Source organism: Rhizobium tibeticum (genome assembly GCF_900110205.1).
In the GTDB taxonomy this organism is placed as follows: domain Bacteria; phylum Pseudomonadota; class Alphaproteobacteria; order Rhizobiales; family Rhizobiaceae; genus Rhizobium; species Rhizobium tibeticum.
Genome location: NZ_FOCV01000007.1, coordinates 109,398 through 134,525, shown reverse-complemented (window position 1 = coordinate 134,525; position 25,128 = coordinate 109,398). Strand labels below are relative to the sequence as shown.

The following is a 25,128-nucleotide window of genomic DNA, read 5'->3' as shown; positions in this document are numbered from 1 at the left end:
CGTTATCGCATGTACAATCCGGCGGTGATCTTGATCAGGTCGCCGGGCTGCAATGCTGTGTTTTCCTGAACCGGAATCTCCTTCGCCTTCCCGTCGACCTCGCGGATGATCGAATAGGCGATGCTGGCAGCGCCGCTCGTGGTGTCGAAGCGTGCCGCATCAGTCGACTGCGTCAAGGCTTCCGACATCAGCGAGTTGCTGGTGTTCAGCTTGAGATTGAGTTCGTCGAGTTGGGCGTCGGCATTCTGAAGTTCCTGGGCAAGCTGCGCATCCCAGTCGTTCCGAAGCGTGATCTCGTCCTGATTGGCCTTGCTGATATCCTGCTTGGCCTTCAGCGAATTGGTATCGATATCGAGGAGCGTCGCCTCGGTATCGGCAGCGCGCTGCTCGGCCGCCATCTTGCGGGCACTGAGCGCAAGACCCTTTTCGGCCAGATCCTCGACCTTGTCGCGATCCTCCGTTGCCAGCTGCAGCTGCCGCGTCTGCGTTTCGGTCTTCTTGGCAAGAGTCTCGACTTCGCTTTGCAGCAGTTGCTTGAGGTCAGCAAGCGCCTGAAGCTGCAGCGTCAGCCGCTTCTTGCGCGTGTTCATGAGGGCCGTTTCGCTGTCAAGCAGGGCCTTGGCCTCCGGCTTGTCCTGAAGCTCCTTCGGCATTTCGATCGTATCCTGGTTCGCGGTCTCGGCGCGCAGCCGCGCCTGCTTCACCAGCAGGCGTGCACGGTCCGCCATGTAGACGACAGCGTCACCCTTGGCGTTGATGAAGTCGCGCGCAAACCGTTGCCCGGCATCCGCACGGCGCAAACCGCCGGCAAGGCTCACGGCCTTTACGACCGTGAGATTGGGCGCAAACGGGTATTCGCCGGGCTTTTCGACGTCGCCTGACAGATAAACCGGCCGGAATTCCGACAATTCCACCGAGGCAGACGGCCGGTCCTTCAGAGCAAATTGCTTCTGCAGAGCCGAACCGATCTCCTGGGCGATCGCGTCCGTCGTTTTGCCCGATGCAGGCATATCGCCGACGAAAGGCAGGGAAATGCTTCCTGAAGGCCCGACCGTGTAGTCCCCACTGACGACCGCCCAGTCGCGGATGCTGCCATCCGCGGTCTGCCATTCGGCCACCCGGATCTTCAGCTTGTCCATGATGCCGAGACGGTAGTCGTCGGCGCCAGCAAGCGATGACGACGCCAGAAAAGCACCAAATCCGGCTGCGAAAACAATACCGGATCTTAGCGTGCGACGTCGTCCGGCCCTGCCGTCAAGAAAGCGTTTTTCCATATACCTTCCCCGTGTTTCAGCACGACAAGCCGCAAGGCGTTGCCGCGCAGTACTCTTTGGGTTTTGAGATGCGGCTTAGTAGCTGCCGCGTTGAGCGCATACGGCCGGGATTGTGCGTGCGATGATCACGACATCCCGAACCAGCGACCAGTTTTCGACATAGTGCGTGTCGAAGGCGACGCGGGTTGCGTAAGAAACGTCATTGCGTCCGCTGATCTGCCAGAGGCCTGTCAGGCCAGGGCGGGACTGCAGATAATAGACGGCCGCATTCTCGTACATCTCGAGTTCGTCTCGAACGACCGGACGCGGACCGACGACGCTCATTTCGCCGCGGATGATATTGAAGAGCTGGGGCAGCTCATCAAGGCTCAACTTGCGTAGAACGGCACCGACGGCAGTGACCCGGGGGTCGTCCTGCAGTTTGCGCGTTGCACGCCACTCTTCCATGGCCTTCGGATTGTTGCGCAGGTACTCCTGCAGAACCTTGTCACCATTGGTGACCATTGTCCGAAACTTCAGGCAACGGAACTCTTGGCCATTGTGGCCGATGCGGCGATGCCCGTAGAAGATCGGCCCCCTGTCGGAAAGCTTCACAAGCAACATCACCATCAAAAAAAGCGGGCTCAGAAAGATGAGCCCGAGGCAGGCGGCGGACATATCGAATGCCCGTTTTGCGATCCCGCCAGTCGGCGGAAACACGCTCTGATGAACTACGCCATAAAATGGCGAACTGTCCGATCTCGTCGCAGACTTCATAGAGGTAACTCCACTTATGTTTGCCGTTTGGTCGGGTAGGCTCTGGTGGTCGGGTAGGCTCAGGCCGCTTAGCTAGCGCTGACGAATTCGAAGTGTATGAGGTGATTTTGTTTTTTTAAGCCACAATTTTAAGACCGAGGCTTTACGAGGTGTTTTTGTAGCCGCCGTTCAACTTTTTTGTTTTTAAGATTTTGCTGAAACAGCTATACAATTCTCTGGCGATCGGGAAATAATCTCTGCGTGTACCAATAAAAGTCTCGACCATTGCTATGCGCACCAAAGATACTGAAGTCTAGGTCCTTCGGGCGTGGTGCTGACAATTGGTGGTTTGCATTGGCGGCTTCTGGAAAAGCGGCGGATTCTATTTGTCGAAAGAACCCGTTTATTGCATTGCACCATCAATTTTGCACTGCAACAGCTAACCGTTTGAATTTAAAACTTTGTAATAAAAGTTGAACGGATAACCGCTCTTACCCACCCGATATGACCGACATTGTGGCACTAATAGATACGTGCATTGCCTAATTGCTCGCAACCAAAGATGTGCGTATTATTTTTTAATCATCTTTCGCGAAACCGATGGAACGGTGGCAGCACGTGGCATTTTTACCAATAGCCGGAAGAAACCTTTAAGATCGTCGCGGTACTACCCATTTCGCAGACGCAAAAAACGTCTCCAGAGCTTCTGTTGAAACAGGAAGTCCTGTAAAACATTATCCTAGGAAGGATCCTGGTGGCGCTTTCGTCTTCAATGATTGTTCGTTGAACGAAGCTCCGATGGAGGAGGCGACGATGTATGCACCTCGCGTTATCTTCAGCATGCTCGGCGCATTGGCCGTATTTGCTGTTGCGACGTATTGGCTGAGCGGTTCCTTGACCGGCACCGCGATCAAGACGGCGATTTGTGCCGTCCTGCTTCAGACCGGCTACTTCGGCGGCATCCTATACCTCGTTTGGAAGGAAGCCCGGAGCCGCACGATTCGCCCCGCAGTGAAGCGCGAAGAAGCGGAAAAGCTGCCTGTCAGGCCGTTCAACGGCTCTGAACCATTCAACCGCTAAGGGTTGCTGTTTGCGGCGCTGCCATGGCTCTCCAACATGGAGAGCAGCCCCCGTTCGTAACATCATTTGAACAGCCGACCGTTGTCCGCCACATTTTGACGTCCTAGTTGTTGGGAGAAACAACGGAGGTAAAGCGTGGCAAAAACCGCAAGCATTTGCGTCATCATCGCTGCCAAGAACGCAGCGGACACCATCGAAACCGCCGTTAGATCGGCCCTTCGGGAGCCGGAAGTGGCCGAAGTGGTTGTCGTCGATGATGGCTCCAGCGACGGCACGGCCGCGGCCGCAAAACGTGCGGACGACGCCAGCGGCAGGCTGAATGTCGTCAGGTTCGACCAGAACAAAGGGCCGTCCGCCGCCCGTAACCACGCCATTGACATCTCTTCAGCACCCCTGATCGCAATCCTCGATGCAGACGATTTCTTCTTCGATGGCCGCTTTGGCCGGATGCTCGCGGAAGACGACTGGGAGTTCGTTGCCGACAACATCGCGTTCGTCGACGCCGATACGGCGAGCCAGGCTCCCCAGCGGCTCCAGCAATTTGCCGAAAGTCCGCTCTTCCTCGACCTGCCCACCTTTGTCGATGGCAACATTTCCAAGCGTGGCGTCCGCCGCGGCGAAATCGGCTTCCTCAAGCCGATCATGCGCCGGGCTTTCCTGGACAAGCATGGCTTGCGTTACCGCGAGGAGATGCGGCTTGGAGAGGATTACGACCTCTACATCCGCGCCCTGGCGCTCGGCGCGCGCTATAAGGTGATTCACAGCTGCGGCTACGGGGCTGTCGTGCGCGGAAATTCGCTCAGCGGCACTCACCGCACCGACGATCTTCGCCGCCTTTACGAGGCCGATCGCGCGCTCCTGACGTCATCGAGATTGCCGCCAGAGGCCGCAGAAGCCGTGCGTCGGCATGAGCGGCATGTGCGCGGCAAATATGAACTGCGGCGGTTCCTCGACATCAAGTCACAATCAGGCCCGCTGGCAGCAATCGCCCACATCGCGACGCACCCGGCGGCGTTCCCGTCTGTCGCAGCAGGCATCCTGATGGACAAGACGGAGCGGATACGCAATCCCGGTGGCGTCTCCGTCACCGCGCAGGGCAATGGCTTGCGATATCTTCTGAGCGCCCCGGCCAAGTAGCCGGGGTTCGACTATCTCGAGAACTTGCCGGCAGCCAGCTGCAGGGCGCTCTGAAGCAAGCGGGGATCGCGCGCTGCCCAGCGTGCCAGCAACCTGAAATCTGGCGTCTTGCGACGACGCAGAAGCCCGATCTGGCTCCAGATCGCCTGCTTACGCGCGGTGTTCTTGTGCGCCTTGATCGTCGCGACCTCCTGCGGTCGGCGCGAGAAGCGGCTCTCCAGTTGGTCGAGTGCCATCCAGGTGATGAACTGCTGCTTGAGAAACTCCGGTGAGGCGTTGTCGACACCGTGGAAGATGTTGATGCCTTCCCCGCGCAGCGCTCCCGGCTCTGCGCAGAGCAGCACCTGTTTGGCCGCAATGATGCAATCGCAGAAGAACAGGACATCCTCGGCCGCCAATCGCAGGGCCGCATCGAAACGCACCTTTTCGAACAGCGGTCGGCCGATGACCATGCAGGACATGTGCAGGAAGGCCCAGTTCTTCAGCATGACGCCGGCGAGATCCGGCACCTCGAGGATCAGCGGCGTGTCCAGCAGACGCCGCGCCCCGTCTTCTTTCTCGAGCGCGGCGATACCGAAATGATAGTCGAATTCCTCGCCCCCTTCGATCGACGCCCAGTAGCAGTCGCCACCGAAGGCTTCCATCGCGTTGGCCGCATTCGCCAGATGATCGGGTGTCCAGACGTCGTCGGAGTCGAGAAAGGCAACATACCGCGTCGCTTCCGGCACATGATCGAGACCGGTGTTTCTGGCTCCCCCTGGCCCAGCGTTGGGCTGAGCGATCACCGTGACGCGCGCCCTGTCCTTTTCCGACAGGCGAGCCAGGTCCGCATCGGGAGAGCGTGGTGACTGGTCGTCGACGACGATGACATCAACATCCTTGAAGCTTTGCGAGAAGACCGACGCCAGGGCGCGGCTGAGAATGCCGTCCTGACGCTGGTAGAACGGGATGATGATCGTGAAGGCCGCCATATACTCTCCTTGGATACGCGAAGTGATGCTTCCACCCCAGCGCATCTAGGGGTGACTGAAAGCCAAGCAAGTCTGCTGCACTGCAAAATGATGACGTTCATTTCGGCCGAAGTTTGTCAAAGCGGATTGGTGGACCGGACCAGAGCCATCGTATCGAAACGAAACGGCTGCCCGGTCTCCGGTCGCAATTCGGCCACGATCGGAGCGGTTCGTCAGCCTCGCGTTGTAACAATCGTTCACCAGTCAACAAAAACTTTTGCCCCGCGTGGCGAGGGAAATAGCCAGAAATTGATGAATATCATCATGTTATGAAATACACTGCTGTCGTTGACGTTCAGGACGATTCGGGCAGAGCTATAGATAGGCTTTTTCCCATACTGAGCCAGGACAGGACGACTGTTACGAAGTGGGACCCCGATCACTTTTTGCTGCACTGCCATATTTTCTTCCGTGAATCCGCCCTAACTTCGGGGTGCGGGCTCGAGTCTGCTCTGATTGAAAACGGTCGCAAGGGGAGGTGCGGCCCAAAAGGGGTGACTGACAACGTGAATGTTGATGCGAACGTATCGTCACGGATCAATCTGATGCGCATTGTGCTCATTTCGGGCATCGTGTTCGTCCATATACCGTTCGACGCCGCCAGCAGTCCCTACGACGGGACCTACGGCGCATTTGACTGGATCCGGGTTTTCCTGACGGAGGCACTCTTTCGCGTGGGCGTTCCCTGCCTGAGCGCGATCTCTGGCTATCTGCTGTTTCGCAGTGGACAGGAAAACTTCAGCTACAAGAAAACCGTGCGAACGAAGGTGCAGACGGTGTTCCTGCCGTTCCTGCTTTGGAACTGCGCGTTTATCGCGGCGATCGTCCTGGCCACCAGCCTCGGCGTTGGCGAAGGCTATCTGCCCGACCCGCTGAACGCATCCGGCCGCGATCTGATGACGCAAGTGCTGGCGGTGGAGGATTTTCCGGCCAACGTACCCCTCTATTTCCTCCGCGATCTCTTCGTCTGCATCCTGCTTTCGCCGATCCTCGCGTGGCTGATCGGCCGCGCTCCGATTTTGACGCTGACCTCCTTGCTGGTAATCGCGCTGATTCCGGAGCTGTCGATCTACATCGTTCTGAAGCGCTCGATCCTCTTCAGCTTCAGTCTCGGCATCTTCATTGCCCTGCAGCAGTTCGACCTGAAGGCGCTCGACCGCTTTGCCGCCCTTGGCGTCTTCCTGCTGCTCGCCGCCTCGGCACTTCTGGCGACGGCCATCTTCTACACCGGCCCTTCCCTGCCGGACTGGGTGCAGTTCTTCCGCAATGCGCTAGCAATCGTCGGCGCGCTCGGCTTCTGGCTGCTGTCGGCTCCGCTGATCAAGACGCAGCTCGGCCAACGGCTTGCGAAGACCGGAAGCCTGAGCTTCTGGATCTTTTGCGCCCATTACCCGCTGCTCATCTTTCTGTGGATCCTGTGGGGCAAGACGGATGTGAGCTTCTATCCACTCTTCTTCGTCCTGTCTTTCGCCCTGCTGTTTCCGCTCCTCGCCTTTTCGAACGGACTGTGCCGGAGGAATTTCCCACGCATCTACGCAATTTTGACGGGCAGCCGAACCAAACGGTCCGCGACGCCGGCCTCGCCCCACGACATCTCTCCCAAACTCGTGACACAGCAAAGGTGACACATGACGACCCAAATCGCCCATGCGCGAAAACTTTGCCTGAGCCTTCTGACCATCACGGCAGCCTGCGTTTCGGCGCTGCCGGCTTCGGCACAACAGACCTCCGGAAAGTCCTTTGTGGATGACTTCGACAAGATCAACCGCGGCTTCTGGTACGTGTCGGATGGCTGGAACAACGGCGCCCATCAGAACTGCACCTGGTCGAAAAACCAGGTGAAGGTAGAGGATGGCGCCCTGCAGCTCTCGTTCGCGGACGGAAAGTCCAAGGACCGCAACTACTTGTGTGGCGAGATCCAGACGACCAAGCGCTACAGCTACGGCACCTATGAAGCGCGCATCAAGGCCGGTACGGGCTCCGGATTGAATTCCGCCTTCTTCACCTACATCGGCCCTGCCGACAAGCAGAAGCACGACGAGATCGACTTCGAAGTCCTGGGCAAGAACACCGGCGAAGTGCAGGTGAACCAGTACGTGCAGGCCAAGGGCGATAACGAGAAGCTCGTTCCTGTCGGCAGCAAGGCCGACGAGGGCTTCAACGATTATGCCTTCATCTGGGAAAAGGATCGCCTGCGCTACTACCTGAACGGCAAGCTTGTCCAAGATGTTACCGATCCGTCGAAGATACCGTCCAACCCGCAGAAGATCTTCTTCAGCCTATGGGGTTCGGACACGCTCTCGAACTGGATGGGGCGCTTCGACTACACGAAGCCAGCCGTTCTCAGCGTCGATCGCGTGGCTTTCACCGCGCTCGGTGACAAGTGCCAGTTCCCTGAATCGATCGCATGCACGCTCAACTGACCAGCATCCCGCAGACAACAAGCGCGGCGGAAGCCGGCACCCAAAAAGGAACGTCGATGCTCAAAGTGCTCTACCTCGTGCATGATCTGGCAGACCCTGCCGTACGGCGGCGGATGCTGATGCTGCGCGAGGGGGGCGCCGACGTCGTGCTCGCCGGTTTTCGCCGCGGAGAGAACCGGCTTGCCGAAGTCGAGGGTGTCACGCCGATCGAACTTGGGCGCACGACCGATGCCAAGTTTGCGCAGCGCATGGGCGCCGTCGCAAAAGCCGTGGCCGGTCTCAAGGCACTGTTGAAGAACGTGGAGAAGCCGGATCTCATCATCGGGCGCAATCTGGAAGCGCTGGCCGTCGCGCAAAGGGCCAACGCGCTTTTCGGTGGCAGCGTTCCCATTGTCTACGAATGCTTGGACATCCATCGCCTTCTGCTGCGCGACGATCTGGTGGGGACTGCGATCCGGCGTGCCGAGGCGCATTTCGGCAAGGATGCGAAGCTGATCCTGACGAGTTCTCCGGCCTTCATAGAGAACTATTTCAGTCCCCGATCCGGCATCAAAGCGGAGACGCTTCTGATCGAGAACAAGGTGATTGCCCTCGACGAGGCAGCCATCGAGCCGGCATTCGCCCGCCCGCTGAAGCAACCCGGAGAGCCGTGGAAGATTGGCTGGTTCGGCGCGCTTCGTTGCCGCAAGTCGCTCGGCCTGCTTGCCGATTTCTCGCGTCGCATGGAAGGCAGGGTCGAGATCGTCCTGCGCGGCCGCCCCGCCTACGCCGAATTCGAGGATTTCGACGCCTTCGTGCGTGACGAGCCTTACCTTCGTTTCGAAGGCGCCTATCGCAACCCGGAAGATTTGCGGGCGATCTACGACGACGTCCATTTCTCCTGGGCCATCGATTTCTTCGAGGAGGGCCTCAATTCGAGCTGGCTCCTGCCAAACCGGCTCTATGAGGGCTGCCTCTACGGCGCTGTTCCGATCGCGCTGCAAGGCACGGAGACGGCACGCTTCCTTGAGACCCGCGACATCGGCCTTGCGCTTCCGGAAGCGAGCCTTTCGCAGCTCGAGCACCTGTTCCAAAGCATGACCGGCGATCGTTACCGCGCGTTGAGCGAGGTCGTCGCCGCCAAGGATCGCAAGACCTGGCTTGCCGACCGCAGCGATTGCGCTGCGCTCGTCGCAAACCTTTCCCGCCTTGTTCCGGCAGCCGCAGAGAGGGGCGGCGCCGGGGCAACTATTCCCACAAGCCTATCTCCAGAAGGGTGGACACCCATGAAGCCTGATGCCGGTGCCAGCGTCTCCAGTCTCATCATCATTCCCTGCCTGAACGAAGAGAAGCACATCGAGGCTCTCCTTGCCAAATTGAGCCTCGAGCTCGATCACATGAATGCCCGGATCGTTGTCGCCGACGGCGGCAGTACGGACGCGACACGCGAAATCGTCGCTCGCATCAGCACCGCCGATCCGCGCGTCGTGCTGCTGCACAATCCGCGGCGCATCCAGAGCGCGGCGATCAACCTCGCTGTCCAGACCTTTGGCCGTGACTACGACTACCTGATCCGCATCGACGCCCACGGCGACTACCCAGCCGACTACTGCCGTCGCCTTGTGCAGGAGGCCGTGCTGACCCAGGCGGACTCCGTCGTGGTCGCAATGGAAACCGTTGGCTTCGGCGTCTTCCAGAAGGCAACGGCCTTTGCTCAGAACTCCAAGCTCGGGAACGGCGGCTCCAAGCATCGCGAAGGCGCAAAGGGTCATTGGACCAATCACGGCCACCACGCACTGATGCGCATCGAAGCCTTCGATGCCGTGGGCGGCTATGACGAGACCTTCAGCCATAACGAGGATGCGGAACTCGACTACCGCCTGAAGCAGGGCGGCTTCGGTATCTGGATGACCGACAAGACCCGGATGACCTACTATCCGCGCTCGACCATCTCGACGCTGTTTCGCCAATACCTCGGTTATGGTCGGGGTCGGGCAAAGAACATTCTCAAGCACGGCAGCATGCCCAATCTTCGGCAGATGCTTCCGCTGCTCGTCGTGCCTGTCTTCATCGGCGCGTTTCTCGCCGTTCTGAACTGGGCGGCTGTCATCCCGTTCAGCCTCTGGGCTGTCGCGTGCGTCGGTTACGGCTTCTGGATGGCCATCGGCCACAGGAACCCGTACGGCCCGCTTGCTGCTGTTTCGGCAATGGTGATGCATTTCGCCTGGTCAGCCGGTTTCTGGATGGAGCTTTTGAGCTTCCGCGGCAAAAAGGTCTCCTCATGAACGATGTCAAACCCATGCAGATCGATATCGGCGTTTGCACCTACCGCCGCGCTTCGCTTGACGAAGCGCTGCTTTCGCTTGCGGTCCTGGCCGTCCCGGACGGGGCAAAGCTGCGCATCATCGTGGCCGACAACGACAAGGTTCCGAGTGCGAGGGAACGGATCGATGCCCTTCGCCCGACCATTCCGCATGAGATTGCCTATGTGCACTGCCCGGCATCGAACATCTCTATTGCCCGCAACGCATGCCTGGACAATGCGACCGGCGACTTCCTGGCCTTCATCGACGACGATGAGGACGCCAGCGAGGAGTGGCTGGTGGAATTGCTTGCCGCGGCCAGGAAGACCAAGGCGGATGCCGTGCTTGGCCCTGTGCGCAGCGTCTATTCCTCCACGGCGCCGAATTGGATGCGCGAGGGTGACTTCCACTCGACCCTCCCCGTCTGGGTCGGCGGCGAAATCCGCACCGGTTACACCTGCAACGTCCTCCTTCGCCTCGATTCGCCCCATGTGGCCGGGCGTCGCTTCAACCTGGCGCTTGGACGCACCGGCGGCGAGGACACCGAATTTTTCAGCCACATGCATGCCGAAGGCGGCGGGATCGCCTTTGCGCCCGAGGCTTATGTCTATGAACCGGTGCCCGAAAGCCGCGCCGGCTTGTCCTGGCTTGCCAAGCGCCGCTTCCGCTTCGGTCAGACACATGGGCGGCTGCTCCAGGAGAAGAACACCGGCTTGCAGCGGCTAAAGCAGATCGGCCTTGCTGTCGCCAAGGCAGTCTTCTGCTATGCCGCGGCGCTTGCTTGCATCTTTTCCCCGATTCCTCGGTATCGCTACGCCCTTCGCGGCCTCATGCATACCGGGGTCGTCAGCGGTCTGTTGGGCGTTCGTGAAATCCGTCAGTATGGAACGGCGGAGGCCGCATGACGCAAACCCAGCCCGACGTCAGCTTCATCGTCGCCGCGTACAATGCAGCGGGGACGCTCGCCAAGGCGATCGATAGCGCGCTTGCACAAAGGGGCGTTTCGGTCGAGGTGATCGTCGCCGATGACTGCTCAACGGACGAGACGAGAGCGATTGCCGAGAGCTACGCCGACAGAAACGTGAAGCTGCTGGCGCTTGCCTGCAACGGCGGGCCTGCGGCAGCGCGCAACGCGGCCCTGTCGGCCGCGACCGGCCGCTGGCTTGCCGTGCTCGATTCCGACGACACCGTCGAACCGGACCGACTACGGCGCATGATCGGGCGCGCCGAGAAGGCTGATGCTCAGATCGCCGTCGACAATCTCCGCGTCATTCGCGCCGACGGCACGCCGCCGGAGACCATGTTTACCGAACAATCGCTGGCGGAAACGCCCACGTTGACGCTTCCCGTATTCATACGATCGAATGCCCTGTTTCAGACAACGCATAACTTTGGTTATCTCAAGCCAATCTTTCAGCACGCTTTCATCGAACGACATGGGCTTCGTTTCAACGAAGCACTGAAAGTCGGCGAGGATTATCTGTTTCTCGCCTCGGCCATGGCGCTTGGTGGGCGCTGCGTGATCGAGCCAATCCCTGGCTACGATTATCAGATCCGTGAGGGATCGATTTCACGCGTTCTTTCCCTTCATCACATCGACGCCATGATCGAGGGCGATAAGACCTTCCTTCGAGATTACACGCTGGATGCGGAGGCGGCAGCCGCACAGGAGTTTCGCGAGCGAAGCCTCCGCCGAGGTCGCGCCTTCCTCATCCTCGTACAGAACATCAAAGACCGGTCGATCTGCGGAGCGATCAAGACGGCATGGAGCAATCCGTCGGCGGTGGCGCATCTCAGGATGCCGATCGCCATTCGGATCCATCGCGCGCTCGCGCCGCTTCGCCAACTGATCAGCCCGCGGACCGACCTCACAGCCATCGATGGCGTGACCCGCTCCCGCAAAGGATAGAGCCATGAACCAACGGAACCTGACCTTGCACAGTTCTCTGCCCAAAGCGGCCGACGATTCCGATTCATTCATCGACATCGATCGCCTGATCGCCATTGTCATTCGCCGTGCCGGGTCGGTGGCGCTCTGCGTTGCTGCGACAGTGACGCTCGCCGTTGTCTATCTGCTCTTTGCCACAGCGCAGTACACGTCGATGACGCAGATCCTGCTCGACGACGATATTGCGAAATACGCGCAGGATCCGACGCCGGTGGCCAGCGCACAGCAGGTCGACATGCAGATCGCCAGCGCCGTCGAAATCCTGAAGTCGAACGAGCTCGCGCTTCGCGTGGTCGATGCCGAGAAGCTTCAGGATAACGAAACAATCCTCGATCCTGCGCAGTCGCCCGCCGCGCTGATCAAGTCCGGGATGAAGCTGCTCGTGAGCGCATTGGCACCTGGCGGGCCGCCGGCGACGGAAGACGATGCTCGCAACGCCCGCCGCCAGAAGGCGGCCGCTCTGCTGCAGGACGCGGTGGCCGTATCCCGCGTCAACCGCAGCTCTGTTCTGGCGGTTTCCTTCCGTTCGACCGACAAGCTCCTCGCCGCGCGGATCACGAAGGCTTACGCGAACGCTTATCTGAACGATCAGTTGAATGCCAACTTCGACGCGACGGAAAGCGCCTCGGTCTGGCTGCAGCAGCGTCTCGCCGATCTTCGCGAGCGGTCGCAGCAGGCAGCCCTCGATGTGGCGAAGTTCAAGTCCGAGAACGGGCTGACATCGGCCAATGGTGAGCTGATGTCCGAACAGCAGCTTGCCGACCTCAACAAGCAGTTGATCGTCGCCCAGGCAGACAGTGCCAGCGCTTCGGCCCGCTACAACCAGTTCAAGTCGATCGTCGATCTTGGCCCTGACAGTGCCGTCAACAACGCGGCAATCTCGTCCGGCCAGACGGACAATACGGTGATCCAGGATCTGCGCACCCGTTACATCTCGGTGAACAAGCGCGAACAGGAAGTCACGACAAACTTCGGCGAAGACCACCCGCAAGCCGTCGCTCTGCGTGCCGAAAAACAGGACCTGACCCGCCAGATCTATCAGGAACTCCAGCAGTTGACGTCCAGTTACCGCAACGAGTTCGAGGTCGCCCGCTCACGGGAAGCCTCGCTCCGCCAGAACATCGAACACCTGACAGGCAAGAATTCGGAAGCCGACAGGTCGATCGTCCAGCTCAACGATCTCGAGCAACGGGCAACTGCCTTGAAGACACTCTACGAATCCTACCTCGGCAAGTATGAGGAGGCCTCGCAACAACAGTCCTTCCCCATTGCCAAGGCTCGCGTGATCTCCGAGGCAGGCGTGCCGGTCTCGCCGTCCAGCCCGAAAAAGACCATGACGCTTGGCCTTGCCATCGTTCTCGGCCTGATGGCCGGCGGCGCGCTCACGGCATTCCAGGAATTCCGCGAACGTTTCTTCCGCGTCGAGGGCGACGTCAGGACGATCCTTGGCCTCAAATTCCTCGGCTATCTGCCGCTGATCGGCAAGCCGCCGCGGGAGGGCAAACTCTTCCGGCCCCGTGCCAATCCTGCGCTAGACCCGGCCGAAGCGACGGCCGATTCCGGCGCGACCTTCGAACGCATCATGCGTGTTGTCCTCGAAGCACCGCGCTCGATCTTCGCCGAAACCCTGCGCAATGCGAAGCTTGCGAGCGACGTCATGTTCCAGGGCAAATCGGACCGCGTTATCGGCGTCGTCTCGGCGATGCCGGGAGAAGGCAAGTCGACGACGGCGGCCAACTTCGCGGCGCTTCTCGCCTCCAGCGGCAAGCGCACGCTGCTCATCGACGCCGATCTTCGCAACCCCGGCCTGACGCGCATGCTGAAGACACCGCCAAAGCAGGGGCTCGTCGAGGCGGTTCTTGGTGAGGTTCCGTGGGCAAGTGCCGTCAAGGTCGATCCTGTGACAAAGCTGGCAATCCTCCCGGTTCTGCCGAACGATCACCTCATGCACACCAGCGAGTTGCTTGCTTCGCAGGGCATGTTCAACCTCATGGAAAATGCACGCAAGATGTTCGACTACATCGTCGTCGACCTTGCGCCGCTCGGTCCCGTCATCGACGCCAAGGCATTTGCCCCGCAGGTCGATGGCTTCCTGTTCGTGACCGAATGGGGCTCGACGCCGACATCCGTCGTGCGTGACCTTCTCAATGCCGAGCCGCAGATCAAGTCCAAGATTCTCGGCGTGATCCTCAACAAGACCGACATGACCGAGCTCGGCAAGTTCACCAACTTCGGCGGCACGGAACGCTACCGCCATAAATATGTGAGCTACTACACGGAAGAGACGCCAAAGAAGCGGGAGCCAGCAAAAGCCGGCGCCTGATCACGTCTGGAAAAGATGCACACGCCCCTTCCACAGCCTGGCAACCGTGAGTTTGCCGCTGTGGAAGGCGCCAGTGTCGAGGTTCAGCCTCTTCGGCAGGACCTCAGGCTCGTCGTTCGGCGTATGGCCGTGGACGATGACCTTCGGCAGCGGCCGACGGCTCTCGAAAAATCGATGACGGATGAAGACGAGATCATCGTCGCTTTGCGCCTCGATCGGCAGCATCGGATCAATACCGGCGTGCACGAAGAGCACGCTAGGCGTATCGACGAAAATCGGCAGGGAGCGCAGGAAATCCACATGCGGCTTCGGTATTGATTGCCTGATGAAGCCATCAAGCTTTGCTGCGGTCGAGAAAACCAGCGGCAACTGCTCTGCGTCGAGGCCATAGGAGCGCAGCAGCGCATCCGACCCCATTCGCATCCAATCGGAAAAGGAGACCAGACCGTCGAGATAGTCGAGCATCGTAATCTCGTGGTTCCCGGTCAGGCAGATACGGTCGAAATTCTTCGGAGGAGGCCCCATCAGGTGGGAGATGACTTGTGCTGATGACGGCCCGCGATCGATGTAATCGCCGAGCGTGATGATCAGCTTGCGCCCTGGAATGGCGGCGGCATCCTCGACGATTGCCTGCTCTGCCTTCTGCAGCAAGTCATGCCTGCCATGAATGTCACCGATGGCGTAGATCGGAATGTCGCCGGGATCCAGTTTCAGCCGCTCACGGACCGTCGAAGGCATGTTGAACCTTTCATTGCGAGCATCGAAGCGTCGCTACGCTTCGCATTGGTGCCATCAAGCGACAATAAAATCCAATCGCTCGTGCATTCGTAGAAAAACGCGCCTTATCATTGCACCCGCGATCCATCAATCCTAGAGGCTCAACTGATTGGAGGAGCAATGGGAACCGTATCGCGGTTTTCCGACCGGGCAAGACCAGCCGCGCACCGTATCGAAAGCGAGGAAGAGGCGATCGCCACTGCGCGCCGGCTTGCTGCGGACTTCGCGCTGCAGGCGAGCGAGCGTGACATCAACCGCATCTTTCCTCGCGCGGAGCTCGACGCCCTTTTCCAGTCAGGACTGACAGCCGTGACGGTTCCACCAGAGAATGAGGGGCTGGATGTCGCCAATGCGCTCCTCGGCGAGATTGTCGCCATCATCGCGGAAGGCGATTCTTCGATCGGGGAATGCCTCGAGCATCACTTCACCGTGCTGGAAGAGCTCAGGAATGAAACGAACGAGGAGCGAAGGGCCCTCCTCTTCGTTCGCGCCCTTGCCGGCGATCATTTCGTGGCAGCAACTTTTGCTGAAGCGGGCGCGGCGGTCCCCTCTGGCGACCGCTATCAACTGAGCGGCCGAAGCTTGCGCGTGCCCGGCATCCTGTTTGCCGATTGGATCGCCGCCGACGCGATCGACACGCAGGGGCAAGCGGTCCGCTTCCACCTGCCTTGCGACACCGCGGGGCTGCAGATCATCGATGACTGGGATGGTTTCGGGCAAAGGACGAACGGCGCCGGATCCGCAGTTGCCAATGGCGTCATTGGAAACGGCGAAGCAGCGGCGGATAATCGCCAGCAGCCTCACACGACCAGTTCGGCCCTGGCCGCCCTCCTCCATGCTGGGACGGACCTCGGCATCGCGCGAGCCGCCCTCGCCAGTCTTCGGGAAGTGCCGCGTTCGGCCGGGGTTGGAAAACTTGCACTTTCCGTAAAGGCGACGGCTGCGCTCCTGGAAAGCGCCGGCGGCAAATTGGACTTCGCGCAGGTGAGCCCCTCGACAGGCGGGACCGAAGCAGCCTTCTTCTCCGCGTCAGCCGCCAGCATCACCGCAAGCAGGACGGCGCTCGAGGTCGCCAACGCACTGTTCGAACTGTCCGGCAACGGTGCGACAAGCATTGGCCGGAATCTCGATCGGCATTGGAGAAACGCACGAATCCGCGCAAATGATGCAGCCGCCGACGATCTCTACCGAGCGGCTGCGGCGCATTATTTCCGCGACGGCTGATGCCTCAATTGGCGACCGAAATGGCGACTTCCTCGTCGGCATCGTCCAGCTTGTTACCGGATGCGACGAATTGCTCGAGCGTCATGTTGTCGAGAATATCGGCGATCGCGTCCCGGACCTCGGTCATGGAGCGCCGCACCTGACAGTTTTCGGGATCGGAACAGTCGTCGCAGGCTTCGAAAGCCGTGCGGCTGGCACATCGAATAGGTGCCAAGGGGCCGTCGAGTGTGCGGATGACATGACCGATGCGGATTTCGGAGGCCGGACGCGACAGCGAATAGCCGCCGCCCGGGCCTTTCTTCGATCGAAGAATGCCGACATTTCGCAATTCCAGAAGAATCGTATCGAGGAATTTCTTCGGAATATTGTTGCGCGCGGCAACGTCGTTGATGAAGGCCGTTTCACCGGGCGCGAGCCGCGCCAAGTCAACCAGCGCCTTCAACCCATACTTTCCCTTTTTCGTCAGCATTTCCTGTTGCCTTACGCCCCCGGTACTCCGTCCCCATTATTCAGCAAATAACGCCAAAACCGTGAACACACAAGAAATAGCTATTATTTATATAGTTTATATTCGACTTCGGCTTTGCCGATAGACACCTCGGTGCTTGCACCCGACTTCACCGCACAATAGCCTTTCTTGGTTTCAAGCAACCGTTGAAAATCCGATGGAACCGCTGGCAAATCCGGAGTCCTTTGTCCGCAGCGCCGAACTCGGCGGATTTTCCGCTGCAGCGCCGGCTTTCCGTCACGCCCGCGGCCGTCAGTCGCAATGTCGCGATCCTCGAGGCCAATCTCGGTGTTCGCCTCTTTCAGCGCAGTACGCGCAAGCTCACGTTGACCGAGGCGGGCGAACGCTTCTTCGCCGCCATCCGCGATGATCTGGCAAACCTGCAGAGTGCCATTGCCGCCGTGGCGACCGATCAAGGCGAACCGTCCGGCGTCCTCAAGGTCAGCATGAGCCCGGCCTTTGGCACCGGCTATGTCCTGCCGTTGCTGCCGGATTTCCTGACACGCTATCCGCTTGTGAAGCCGGAATGGATGTTCGAGAACCGCCAGGTCGATGTCATTTCCGAAGACTATGATGCCGCGATCGGCGGGCGGCTTCGAACGAACGCCCGGTGTCATCGCCCGAACGCTTGCCCCCGCTCATCTCGTTGCTGTCGCCTCCCCTTCATACATGAAGGGTCACGTTCCCCCGTATGCCGATGCCGGGCCAATTTCGCTCGACTACGCAAATCGAACATTGCTGCCGGCAAAGACCCGCGCCTTCATCGACTTCATCCTCTCGCTTCCAGAAGGACCGTTTGGCCGAGCGTTTTGCTGGGAGCCTTGGCTAGCTTCATGCCTCTGGCAATCGAAAAAGCTCCACCTTCTGCGGGAACCCCGTGAGTGTCTGCCAGCCGGCCGAGACGGCTTCGGCCTGCGCCTCTTTCCGGAACGCATCGGACATCAGGAGCGGAACGCGAAGATCTCCGCACGCTGTATGGATGCGGCTGACGCGATTGACGTCGGGGCCGATCAGCGTGAAATCGAGGCGTCGGCTGGAACCGATATTGCCGTAGCTGACCTCGCCATGGTGCAAGGCAATACAGACGCTGACAGCAATCTCGCCGAACTGGAACCGATCGATCTCTCGCAGAATGTCCTTTCGGCGATCAATGCCGACGTGCTGCTGGGGTGGTCGCGTTGGTCGGCTTCCCCGGCGACCTCGAATGCTTCCTTGCGGGGAAATTCGACCATTGTTCTCCTGTGACTTGCCTCGCCACGCGAGGTCAAACTCGATGAGATGGACAATGCGCCGTCACGTGCGTTCTGATAATCTGCTCAGATCGGGAAGGATCATCAACCCAGAGCGGATAATCGGAGAACCCAATGGACCGGCTGACAAGCCTCACAGTCTTTGGTCGCGTGGTGGAGTGCGGCGGCTTCTCTGCGGCCGCACGCCGTCTCAACATGTCGGTGACGATGGTCGGCAACCACGTACAGTCCCTCGAGGACAGGCTGGGTGTCAGGCTACTCAACCGCACGACGCGCAAGGTCAGCCTCACGGAAACCGGCAAGTATTACTACGAACGCTCGGCCCAGATCCTGGCCGATCTCGAGGAAGCCGACAGTACCGCAGGAGCGATGAGCTCTACGCCGCGTGGTACCCTCAAGGTCTATACCAGCACGGCCATCGTCCGCTTCCTTCTGCCGGTGGTCAGCGAGTATCTCGAGCTCTATCCGTCGATCGCCCTCGATATGAATATTGGGGAACGGATGATCGATATGGTCGAGGAAGGTTATGATCTGGTGATCCGCACCATACCGCCGCCGGACTCGAGCCTCGTTGTCCGGAAGCTGACGCCTTGGCGGCACATCCTTGTGTGTTCGCCAAGCTATCTTGAGAGCCATCCGATACCGCAGGTACCGGCGGATTTGGCCAACCACAACTGCCTTCAGTACACCTATTACCCCTACGGAGACGAATGGCGCTTTGAAGGCGCCGATGGCACCCAGGCGAGCGTGAAGATCGGTGGCAACGTCGTATCGAACAGCGCCGAGACGCTACGGCACCTCACGACGACGGGCCAGGGCATCTTCCTGGCGCCGAGTTTCGTTGTGTTCGACGACATCGCGTCGGGACGACTCGTCCGGATGATGCCCGACTATCGCGCCGTCGAGTTCAGCATCAACGCCGTCTATCCGAACCGCAGTCACTTACCGACGAAAGTTCGCCTGTTCATCGACCTGCTCGCAGAGCGCTTTGCGGAGCACCGGAAATGGATGACGTAGTCAGTTCGTGTTTTGCGTTGGCGGCGGCACGGTATTGGGGCTCGTGGCTCCTGCCGGCGCCTTTGGCGCGGGACTGGTTCCGCCGCCTGTCCAGACGCTGAATGCCAACACGACCATCGCAACCACGAAGACGACGGCACCAAACAATGCCCAGGCCGAAAGGCTTCGCCCTTCCCTTGACAGCGCTTTTTCCTGCGCTTCGTAGGCCGTGTGCCGATCAGCAGGATGATCGTCCGGCCTGTTGTCCTTGGCTGTCATCGTTGCACCTCTGGCAACGAAACGCGACCGCTGTCGGCAAGTTCCGGGAGATCAGAGCAGCGGATCGCGACCCTGGGCGGCACTGAGGTTTAGCTCGCGGGCAATGTCCTCTGCATCTCTCTTGGTGAGACCGACGAAATCCCTGCCGTCCGTTGCCGCAGGCAGGGACGTCAAGGTGTCAACGATCGTCCACCCTCCACGCGGCTCCTGACGGATCTCGTAGCGGGGGAGATCTTCGAATGGACAAGGTTCATCTTCCATGTGGTACCGCTAACTGTCATTCACATAACGGTATCTGCGGCGGCCAACAGCTTTTGCAAGCCGCTATCGACAGGCCTAGGCTTTTGCATCAGGGACATTTGTCTTCAACTCCTTCAGCCATATCCGTCCATTGCCGTCGGATGGCGCACGCCAATCGCCACGCGGAGACAGCGATCCGCCCGACGTCACTTTCGGGCCATTCGGCGATGCCGACCGCTTGAACTGGCTGATGGTAAAGAAACGGAACAGGAAAACCTCCATCCAGTGCTTGATGACGGGCAGATCGAAACTGCGGCGCTTGTCGGCGGGGAAATGCGGCGGCCAGACGCCCGCCCCGGCATCGCGCCAGGCATTGTAGGCAAGGAAGGCGATTTTCGAAGGGCGAAGGCCAAAACGCGTCGTGTAGTAGAGGGCGAAGTCGTGCAGATCGTATGGCCCGATCTTGTCCTCCGTGCTCTGCATGACGCCGTTCTCATCGGCGGGAACCAGTTCGGGCGAAATCAGCGTGCCGAGAATGCTCTCCAAGGTCGCATTCGCTTGCGCATCGAAATCACCGGAACGGATCACCCAGCGGATCAGATGCTGGATCAGGGTCTTCGGCACCGATGCGTTGACGTTGTAGTGGCTCATCTGGTCGCCGACCCCGTAGGTCGACCAACCGAGACCAATTTCCGACAGGTCTCCGGTACCCAGCACCAGCGCACTGCGCTGGTTTGCGGCTCGGAACAGGAAGTCCGTGCGCAGACCAGCCTGGACGTTTTCGAAGGTCGTATCGTAGACCGGCTTGCCGCTGCCGAAGGGATGCTTCAGATCCTTGAGCAACTGCAGGGCCAGTGGCCTGATATCCACTTCCTCCGCCGTGACGCCCATGCTTTGCATCAGCGCCCAAGCGTTCGACTTGGTGGCGTCGCCCGTCGCGAATCCCGGCATGGTGAAGCAGAGGATGTCCGAACGCGGCCAGCCGAGCTGGTCGAAGGCGCGCGCCGCGACGAGCAAGGCATGGGTGGAATCGAGACCGCCCGAAATGCCGATGCAAAGCCGCTTGATGCCGGTCGAGCGTAGCCGCTTCATCAGCCCCTGCACCTGGATGTTGAACGTTTCGTAGCAATCCTGATCGAGGCGGCTTTCATCAGCGGGCACGAAGGGGAAGCGCGCAACATCGCGCTTCAGGCCTATGTCGCCTTTCGGTTTCTTGAACTGGAATGCTACGCGCCGGAATTCGTGCCCGGCCGTGAGGTTGAGCGTGGCCGCATCATTGAACGTGCCTGTTCGCAACCGCTCGAGCCGCAGCCTCTCGACATCGATATCAGCCACGCATATCTGCGACGACGTCGGGAACCGATCGGTTTCGGCAAGCAGACTGCCGAGCTCGTAGATGCAAGCCTGACCGTCCCACGCCAGATCCGTCGTCGATTCGCCAGGGCCGGCGGCCGAATAGACATAAGCCGACAGGCTACGCGCCGACTGTGCCGAGCACAGAAGCTTACGGGTATCGGCCTTTCCGACCGTTATGTTGCTGGCCGAAAGGTTGGCGAGGATCAGTGCACCCGCCAGCGCGCCGAAATCACTCGGGGCCGCCGGCGCCCAGAGATCTTCGCAGATCTCGATGTGAAAAACGAAATCTTCCATATCTTCGGCTGCGAAGATGAGGTCTGTTCCGAACGGCACCGTCTCGCCGGCCACACGAATGCTGTCGCCGCGCACGCCTCGCCCAGACGCGAACCAGCGTTTCTCGTAGAACTCGCGATAGTTCGGGAGATGCATCTTCGGAACGACGCCGAGGATGCGACCGGCATGAATGGCGACCGCGCAATTGTAGAGCCGCCCGCCGTTCTGCAGCGGCGCGCCGACAAGAAGAACCGGCGTGAGATCGCGGCTTGCCCGGACAATCTCCGCAATCGCAGCATCGACGCCCTTGAGAAGCGCGTCCTGCCCGAGGAGGTCGTCGATGGAGTAGCTGGAGATTCCGAGTTCGGGAAATACCATCAGGCCAGCGCCCTCGGCATGTCCCTGCCGCGCCAGTTCCAATGTTGCCTGCGCGTTGAAATCGGGATCGCCGATCTCGCAATTCGGCGTGCAGGCCGCCACGCGGACAAAACCTTGATCATAAACCGAATAGAAATTCACCAATGCCTCCAGCAGCCAAGCGCCTGATGACTGACCATTACATCCAAATGCCTCCGGGCAAAACCTGATCTCGCACGGCGAACAGCCTTATTCGACATCGCTCATGCAAGCTGCAAACAGTATCCTGCAAAATGAAGGACTTATCAGCAGTTGCGAAAAGGGAAAACCCGCGAAACTGCCCAAAATAAAATTACGAAACTGTCATAAAACTATGGAAGAGTCAGCCTATATCGCTCGCGCGCCACAGTTCGATTTACCTCTCTTCCAGAGCAATGAATGTCCAATGTTATCCGCGTCCGTGCCGGGCTGCTTCGGGAAACACATCCCGGTGAGCGTCGCGTCGCGTTGACGCCGGACGACGTGCGGCGGCTTTGCGCGCGTATGTCGATTCGTTTCGAGCGCAGCTGCGGCATCGGCGCCGGGCACGCAGACGACGCCTATATCGCTGCAGGCGCCGAGCCCGCCGAGTTTGCTCAGATGGCATCCTCTTCGGATGTATTCGTCAGTGTGCGGCGGCCGGCAGCCACGCGGATCTTTCCAGCGACAGCGGTTCTGATTTTCCTTGGTTCGAACGCAGCACCGGTGACCGGTCTACCAGCTGGACAACGGCCGCTCCATCTCGACATCGCCAGGCTTTCCGGGATGCAGGGCGTCAAGGGTGCGGACATTTCATCGAGACAGGCAGCCATTACCGGCCACGCCGCCATACTGGAAGCGGCCAGGCAGTTCGGCATTTCGCATCCGATGCTGATGGTGGACGGAAGCTTTGTCCGGCCGGTCAGAATGGCCGCATTGGGCAGCGACGCAGCAAGCCTGCAGGCACTGGCGACCGCGCGCCGTCTCGGCGCGCTGACCCACGGCTTTGGCCTGGAGAGGGATACACAAGCAAAGATCGAACGACTCGGTGCCAAATTCCTCGGCATGTCCGCAGACTTGGCACGGCTTCGCCAAGAGCTTTGCGATCCTCTGTCCAAGATGCAGTTGATCACGACCAATGTCGTGATACCCGGTCAAACCGCTCCGATGCTGCTTGACGAGACCATGCTTTCGCGGTTGAGCCCCGGAACGGTGATTGTCGATCTTGCGGCCGAAAGTGGTGGCAATTGCGCGCTGATGCGTGTCGACGAAACAATCAACGTTTTCGGCGTTCGAATCATCGGCTCCGCGACACTTGCGAGCCACGAAGCCGCCGAGGCGAGCCGGCACTTCAGTGACGGGCTGAGAAATCTGCTGGAACATTTGATCGACGCGGATTGTTCTCTGAGGCTCGATCCGCGCGATTCCATGACGGCCGCGCTTATGAATGAAGAAACGACATTGAGGCGCGTTTCACCATGATCGCAGCGCCCGCTTGAAGAGAGGACGGGCTGCTGCGGCGCCATCGATGCTGCAGCGCAACATTATTGTTTTGAAACCATCCGTTTCAAAAACGCGTTGAGTAACAAACGGTTATAACCAGCGTCGGTAAACGTTTCCTTGCGCAAAAACCGACAGTTGCCTTTGTGCAACACCCGAATTCCGCTTTGCAGCAAAACTCAATTTTGATTGTATCTATTATTGATACATTTATTCGGAAATGTAATTTGGCGCCGCGGACGTACCGCGTTTCCCGCAAGGGCTTGTACGAAACAATTTGGGGTAGGTAGAGCCGGCTTTCGGCAGTGACGACCTGTGCCCAATCGACAGAAGATTGGACTGATTATGAACATTAAGATGATTCTCATGAGCTCGGCGGCGGCCTTGGCTGCCATCTCGAGCGCGCAGGCCGCTGACGCCATCGTTGCTGCTGAGCCGGAACCGGTTGAATATGTCCGCGTCTGCGACGCTTACGGCAGCGGCTACTTCTACATCCCGGGCACGGAAACCTGCCTGAAGATCAGCGGTTACATCCGTTTCCAGGTCAACGCTTCCCCGAACGCTGTCACGGGCGGCGCGTCCACCACCGGCACCTCTGACTGGGATGCCGTTACCCGCGGCCAGCTCCAGTTCACTGCCAAGAGCGACACCGAATACGGTCCGCTGACGGGCGTCATCGTTTTGCAGACGAATGCCGACAATGCGTCCGGACAGATCGCAAAGCTCGACTCGGCCTACATCGACATCGCCGGCATCCGCGCCGGTCTGTTCTACAGCTGGTGGGACGATGGCCTGTCGGGCGAAACGGACGACATCGGCAGCAAGATTACGCTGCACAACTCGATCCGCTATCAGTACGAAGCCGACAACTTCTACGCTGGTATCAGCGTTGATGAGCTGGAAGACGGCTACTACAGTGCCGGCGAACAGCCGAACAACGTCGGCGTAGCGATCGGCATCGGCGGCAAGGCTGGCGTATTCGGATACCAGGTCACAGCCGGCTACGACACCGACAACGAAGAAGGCGCCGTCCGCGCCATGGGTACCGTCGCTATCGGTCCGGGCACTCTCGGCCTCGCAGCGGTCTACTCCAGCGGCCCGAACTCCTACTATCAGGCCGCTGAGTGGGCTATCGCCGCCGAGTACGCCATCAAGGCGACCGACAAGCTGAAGATCACCCCGGCCGCCCAGTACTATGGCAACTACGGCATCGTCGCTGGCGACTTCAACGACAACAACGACGCCTGGAAGGTTGGTCTGACGGTTGACTATCAGATCGTCGACAACTTCTACGCCAAGGCGACCGTCAACTACCTCGATCCGGACATCGGCAACGATGTAACGTCGGGCTTCTTCCGCCTCCAGCGCGCATTCTAATCGAAAACGGCGCCGCGTTTTCACCTTGCTTCGCGACTAAGGTCACGGAGAAGGCGATGCGGCGCCTCTTTAACGTTTCTGATCAGATTGACCTCCGATCAGTTAGGAGGGGTGGCCCGGGTTCCCTGCCCGGCCACCCCTTTTCGTCTTGCGGACGAAATTATTCGGCGGCGTGGCGATCGCGCACGAGACTTCCATCCGTCGGCGGCTGATGGCCGGCAGATTTTAGCGCCTCGAGGCGGCGTAGCTCCGCTACGCTGTCGTGAATGGTCACCGAACCAAGCATGTCGACGACGGCCTGCTCGGCGCGATCGCAAAGAAACTCCGAGAGGTCTCCGATATTCTCGCCCACAAGCCCCTCATGCGGAATGTCATGCCTGGTCGCCCAGATCTTCTTGTCGCCGGTGACAGCAGCATAGATCTGGCTGAGCAATATCTGGTCCCGCGGACGCGCCAAACGGATGCCGCCCTTGCCGCCCTGGGCAGTAGCGAGAATACCGTTCTCGTTGAGCGGCAGCAGCAGCTTGCGGACAAAGCTGGCGCTGGTGTCCAGCCCTTGTGCAAGTGATTGGCTCGTGGTGCGCAGATTTGCCTCTTCGTTGACGGCGACACTGATGACAATCTGTAGAGCGGTCGAAAAACGCGTGTCGATCATGCTGTCCTGAGGCCTTACGTCTGAAGCCGGTTCGTGACAGATATTTACCACGCGAATCCATTGTCAAGAACGCGTGGTTGAAATCACGGCGACTTGACTGAAACCT

At 59.6% G+C, this 25,128-nt stretch carries 22 protein-coding genes and 3 pseudogenes; 14 read left to right on the top strand and 11 right to left on the bottom strand.

Going from position 1 to position 25,128, the window contains the following annotated elements; translation table 11 throughout:
- Positions 1-2: 2 nt before the first annotated feature.
- Both BSG20_RS10050 and BSG20_RS10045 read right to left on the bottom strand, forming a co-directional pair.
- Positions 3-1,274, bottom strand: a complete 1,272-nt coding sequence (locus BSG20_RS10050) for a polysaccharide biosynthesis/export family protein (RefSeq protein WP_072374330.1) — start codon at positions 1,272-1,274, stop codon at positions 3-5.
- A 75-nt stretch (positions 1,275-1,349) separates the two neighbouring features.
- A complete protein-coding gene (locus tag BSG20_RS10045; RefSeq protein ID WP_024317323.1) occupies positions 1,350-2,030 on the bottom strand; it encodes a sugar transferase in 681 nt (226 codons plus the stop codon).
- Positions 2,031-2,822: 792 nt separating this feature from the next.
- Between BSG20_RS10045 and BSG20_RS10040 the strand changes: the two genes are divergently transcribed.
- A complete protein-coding gene (locus BSG20_RS10040) occupies positions 2,823-3,089 on the top strand; it encodes an exopolysaccharide production repressor protein (protein ID WP_024317324.1) in 267 nt (88 codons plus the stop codon).
- Between the two features lie 135 nt (positions 3,090-3,224).
- The gene (locus tag BSG20_RS10035) at positions 3,225-4,226 is read left to right on the top strand and encodes a glycosyltransferase family 2 protein (protein ID WP_072374327.1); all 1,002 of its coding nucleotides are present in this window, start codon (positions 3,225-3,227) and stop codon (positions 4,224-4,226) included.
- Between the two features lie 11 nt (positions 4,227-4,237).
- On the opposite strand, the gene BSG20_RS10030 is transcribed toward BSG20_RS10035, so the two are convergent.
- The gene (locus BSG20_RS10030; RefSeq protein WP_072374324.1) at positions 4,238-5,197 is read right to left on the bottom strand and encodes a glycosyltransferase family 2 protein; all 960 of its coding nucleotides are present in this window, start codon (positions 5,195-5,197) and stop codon (positions 4,238-4,240) included.
- 236 nt (positions 5,198-5,433) lie between these two features.
- The gene (locus BSG20_RS10025) at positions 5,434-5,637 is read right to left on the bottom strand and encodes a hypothetical protein (protein ID WP_072374321.1); all 204 of its coding nucleotides are present in this window, start codon (positions 5,635-5,637) and stop codon (positions 5,434-5,436) included.
- Positions 5,638-5,742: 105 nt separating this feature from the next.
- On the opposite strand from BSG20_RS10025, the gene BSG20_RS10020 reads away from it, so the two are divergent.
- The 7 genes and pseudogenes from BSG20_RS10020 to BSG20_RS09995 all read left to right on the top strand — a co-directional run bounded on the left by BSG20_RS10020 (position 5,743) and on the right by BSG20_RS09995 (position 14,212).
- Positions 5,743-6,861, top strand: a complete 1,119-nt coding sequence (locus BSG20_RS10020) for an acyltransferase family protein (RefSeq protein ID WP_072374631.1) — start codon at positions 5,743-5,745, stop codon at positions 6,859-6,861.
- Between the two features lie 3 nt (positions 6,862-6,864).
- Positions 6,865-7,659 carry an endo-1,3-1,4-beta-glycanase ExoK gene (gene exoK / locus BSG20_RS10015; protein WP_072374318.1) on the top strand — a complete coding sequence of 265 codons (795 nt, stop codon included), beginning with the start codon at positions 6,865-6,867 and terminating at the stop codon, positions 7,657-7,659.
- A gap of 56 nt (positions 7,660-7,715) precedes the next feature.
- Positions 7,716-8,864: pseudogene (locus BSG20_RS38615) on the top strand (glycosyltransferase family protein); the annotation flags it as partial.
- Positions 8,865-8,924: 60 nt separating this feature from the next.
- Positions 8,925-9,923, top strand: coding sequence for a glycosyltransferase family 2 protein (locus BSG20_RS36390; RefSeq protein WP_072374314.1), 999 nt, complete (start codon positions 8,925-8,927; stop codon positions 9,921-9,923).
- Positions 9,920-10,846, top strand: coding sequence for a glycosyltransferase family 2 protein (locus tag BSG20_RS10005; RefSeq protein ID WP_072374311.1), 927 nt, complete (start codon positions 9,920-9,922; stop codon positions 10,844-10,846). Before BSG20_RS36390 ends, BSG20_RS10005 begins: the two co-directional genes overlap by 4 nt.
- Entirely contained in the window at positions 10,843-11,850 is a 1,008-nt protein-coding gene (locus BSG20_RS10000; RefSeq protein WP_072374307.1) for a glycosyltransferase family 2 protein, read from the top strand. Before BSG20_RS10005 ends, BSG20_RS10000 begins: the two co-directional genes overlap by 4 nt.
- Before the next feature lie 4 nt (positions 11,851-11,854).
- Positions 11,855-14,212, top strand: a complete 2,358-nt coding sequence (locus tag BSG20_RS09995) for a polysaccharide biosynthesis tyrosine autokinase (protein WP_072374304.1) — start codon at positions 11,855-11,857, stop codon at positions 14,210-14,212.
- On the opposite strand, the gene BSG20_RS09990 is transcribed toward BSG20_RS09995, so the two are convergent.
- The gene (locus BSG20_RS09990; RefSeq protein WP_072374301.1) at positions 14,213-14,950 is read right to left on the bottom strand and encodes a metallophosphoesterase; all 738 of its coding nucleotides are present in this window, start codon (positions 14,948-14,950) and stop codon (positions 14,213-14,215) included.
- 159 nt (positions 14,951-15,109) lie between these two features.
- Here BSG20_RS09990 and BSG20_RS09985 point away from each other — a divergent pair, with 159 nt between their 5' ends.
- Positions 15,110-16,213 (top strand): monooxygenase, encoded by a 1,104-nt coding sequence (locus tag BSG20_RS09985; protein ID WP_072374298.1) that lies wholly within the window; start codon positions 15,110-15,112, stop codon positions 16,211-16,213.
- Positions 16,214-16,217: 4 nt separating this feature from the next.
- On the opposite strand, the gene BSG20_RS09980 is transcribed toward BSG20_RS09985, so the two are convergent.
- On the bottom strand, positions 16,218-16,682 hold the full coding sequence (locus BSG20_RS09980; protein ID WP_072374295.1) for an RrF2 family transcriptional regulator: 465 nt from the start codon (positions 16,680-16,682) through the stop codon (positions 16,218-16,220).
- A 196-nt stretch (positions 16,683-16,878) separates the two neighbouring features.
- Here BSG20_RS09980 and BSG20_RS09975 point away from each other — a divergent pair.
- Positions 16,879-17,550, top strand: a pseudogene (locus BSG20_RS09975) (LysR family transcriptional regulator).
- A 2-nt stretch (positions 17,551-17,552) separates the two neighbouring features.
- Here the strand turns inward: BSG20_RS09975 and BSG20_RS09970 are convergent.
- Positions 17,553-17,855: pseudogene (locus tag BSG20_RS09970) on the bottom strand (nucleotidyl cyclase domain-containing protein); the annotation flags it as partial.
- A 230-nt stretch (positions 17,856-18,085) separates the two neighbouring features.
- Here BSG20_RS09970 and BSG20_RS09965 point away from each other — a divergent pair.
- A complete protein-coding gene (locus BSG20_RS09965) occupies positions 18,086-18,988 on the top strand; it encodes a LysR family transcriptional regulator (RefSeq protein ID WP_072374292.1) in 903 nt (300 codons plus the stop codon).
- On the opposite strand, the gene BSG20_RS09960 is transcribed toward BSG20_RS09965, so the two are convergent.
- The 3 genes from BSG20_RS09960 to BSG20_RS09950 all read right to left on the bottom strand — a co-directional run bounded on the left by BSG20_RS09960 (position 18,989) and on the right by BSG20_RS09950 (position 21,634).
- Positions 18,989-19,246, bottom strand: coding sequence for a hypothetical protein (locus tag BSG20_RS09960; protein ID WP_072374290.1), 258 nt, complete (start codon positions 19,244-19,246; stop codon positions 18,989-18,991).
- 51 nt (positions 19,247-19,297) lie between these two features.
- A complete protein-coding gene (locus tag BSG20_RS09955) occupies positions 19,298-19,507 on the bottom strand; it encodes a hypothetical protein (RefSeq protein ID WP_072374287.1) in 210 nt (69 codons plus the stop codon).
- A gap of 75 nt (positions 19,508-19,582) precedes the next feature.
- Positions 19,583-21,634: an NAD(+) synthase gene (locus tag BSG20_RS09950; RefSeq protein WP_072374284.1), complete on the bottom strand. Its 2,052-nt coding sequence runs from the start codon at positions 21,632-21,634 to the stop codon at positions 19,583-19,585.
- 276 nt (positions 21,635-21,910) lie between these two features.
- Here BSG20_RS09950 and BSG20_RS09945 point away from each other — a divergent pair, with 276 nt between their 5' ends.
- Both BSG20_RS09945 and BSG20_RS09940 read left to right on the top strand, forming a co-directional pair.
- Complete coding sequence (locus tag BSG20_RS09945; protein ID WP_072374281.1) at positions 21,911-22,972, top strand: Rossmann-fold NAD(P)-binding domain-containing protein; 1,062 nt, start codon at positions 21,911-21,913, stop codon at positions 22,970-22,972.
- A 363-nt stretch (positions 22,973-23,335) separates the two neighbouring features.
- On the top strand, positions 23,336-24,367 hold the full coding sequence (locus BSG20_RS09940) for a porin (protein WP_072374628.1): 1,032 nt from the start codon (positions 23,336-23,338) through the stop codon (positions 24,365-24,367).
- A gap of 160 nt (positions 24,368-24,527) precedes the next feature.
- Here the strand turns inward: BSG20_RS09940 and BSG20_RS09935 are convergent, their stop codons facing one another.
- Entirely contained in the window at positions 24,528-25,022 is a 495-nt protein-coding gene (locus BSG20_RS09935) for an RrF2 family transcriptional regulator (RefSeq protein WP_072374278.1), read from the bottom strand.
- Between the last annotated feature and the right edge of the window lie 106 nt (positions 25,023-25,128).

Excerpts from the sequence above, each read along its gene's own strand:
- BSG20_RS10050 (WP_072374330.1), bottom strand. The coding sequence starts at position 1,274 with ATGGAAAAACGCTTTCTTGACGGCAGGGCCGGACGACGTCGCACGCTA.
- BSG20_RS10045 (WP_024317323.1), bottom strand. The coding sequence starts at position 2,030 with ATGAAGTCTGCGACGAGATCGGACAGTTCGCCATTTTATGGCGTAGTT.
- BSG20_RS10040 (WP_024317324.1), top strand. The coding sequence starts at position 2,823 with ATGTATGCACCTCGCGTTATCTTCAGCATGCTCGGCGCATTGGCCGTA.
- BSG20_RS10030 (WP_072374324.1), bottom strand. The coding sequence starts at position 5,197 with ATGGCGGCCTTCACGATCATCATCCCGTTCTACCAGCGTCAGGACGGC.
- BSG20_RS10025 (WP_072374321.1), bottom strand. The coding sequence starts at position 5,637 with ATGGCAGTGCAGCAAAAAGTGATCGGGGTCCCACTTCGTAACAGTCGT.
- exoK (WP_072374318.1), top strand. The coding sequence starts at position 6,865 with ATGACGACCCAAATCGCCCATGCGCGAAAACTTTGCCTGAGCCTTCTG.
- BSG20_RS36390 (WP_072374314.1), top strand. The coding sequence starts at position 8,925 with ATGAAGCCTGATGCCGGTGCCAGCGTCTCCAGTCTCATCATCATTCCC.
- BSG20_RS10005 (WP_072374311.1), top strand. The coding sequence starts at position 9,920 with ATGAACGATGTCAAACCCATGCAGATCGATATCGGCGTTTGCACCTAC.
- BSG20_RS10000 (WP_072374307.1), top strand. The coding sequence starts at position 10,843 with ATGACGCAAACCCAGCCCGACGTCAGCTTCATCGTCGCCGCGTACAAT.
- BSG20_RS09995 (WP_072374304.1), top strand. The coding sequence starts at position 11,855 with ATGAACCAACGGAACCTGACCTTGCACAGTTCTCTGCCCAAAGCGGCC.
- BSG20_RS09990 (WP_072374301.1), bottom strand. The coding sequence starts at position 14,950 with ATGCCTTCGACGGTCCGTGAGCGGCTGAAACTGGATCCCGGCGACATT.
- BSG20_RS09985 (WP_072374298.1), top strand. The coding sequence starts at position 15,110 with ATGGGAACCGTATCGCGGTTTTCCGACCGGGCAAGACCAGCCGCGCAC.
- BSG20_RS09980 (WP_072374295.1), bottom strand. The coding sequence starts at position 16,682 with ATGCTGACGAAAAAGGGAAAGTATGGGTTGAAGGCGCTGGTTGACTTG.
- BSG20_RS09965 (WP_072374292.1), top strand. The coding sequence starts at position 18,086 with ATGGACCGGCTGACAAGCCTCACAGTCTTTGGTCGCGTGGTGGAGTGC.
- BSG20_RS09960 (WP_072374290.1), bottom strand. The coding sequence starts at position 19,246 with ATGACAGCCAAGGACAACAGGCCGGACGATCATCCTGCTGATCGGCAC.
- BSG20_RS09955 (WP_072374287.1), bottom strand. The coding sequence starts at position 19,507 with ATGGAAGATGAACCTTGTCCATTCGAAGATCTCCCCCGCTACGAGATC.
- BSG20_RS09945 (WP_072374281.1), top strand. The coding sequence starts at position 21,911 with ATGTCCAATGTTATCCGCGTCCGTGCCGGGCTGCTTCGGGAAACACAT.
- BSG20_RS09940 (WP_072374628.1), top strand. The coding sequence starts at position 23,336 with ATGAACATTAAGATGATTCTCATGAGCTCGGCGGCGGCCTTGGCTGCC.
- BSG20_RS09935 (WP_072374278.1), bottom strand. The coding sequence starts at position 25,022 with ATGATCGACACGCGTTTTTCGACCGCTCTACAGATTGTCATCAGTGTC.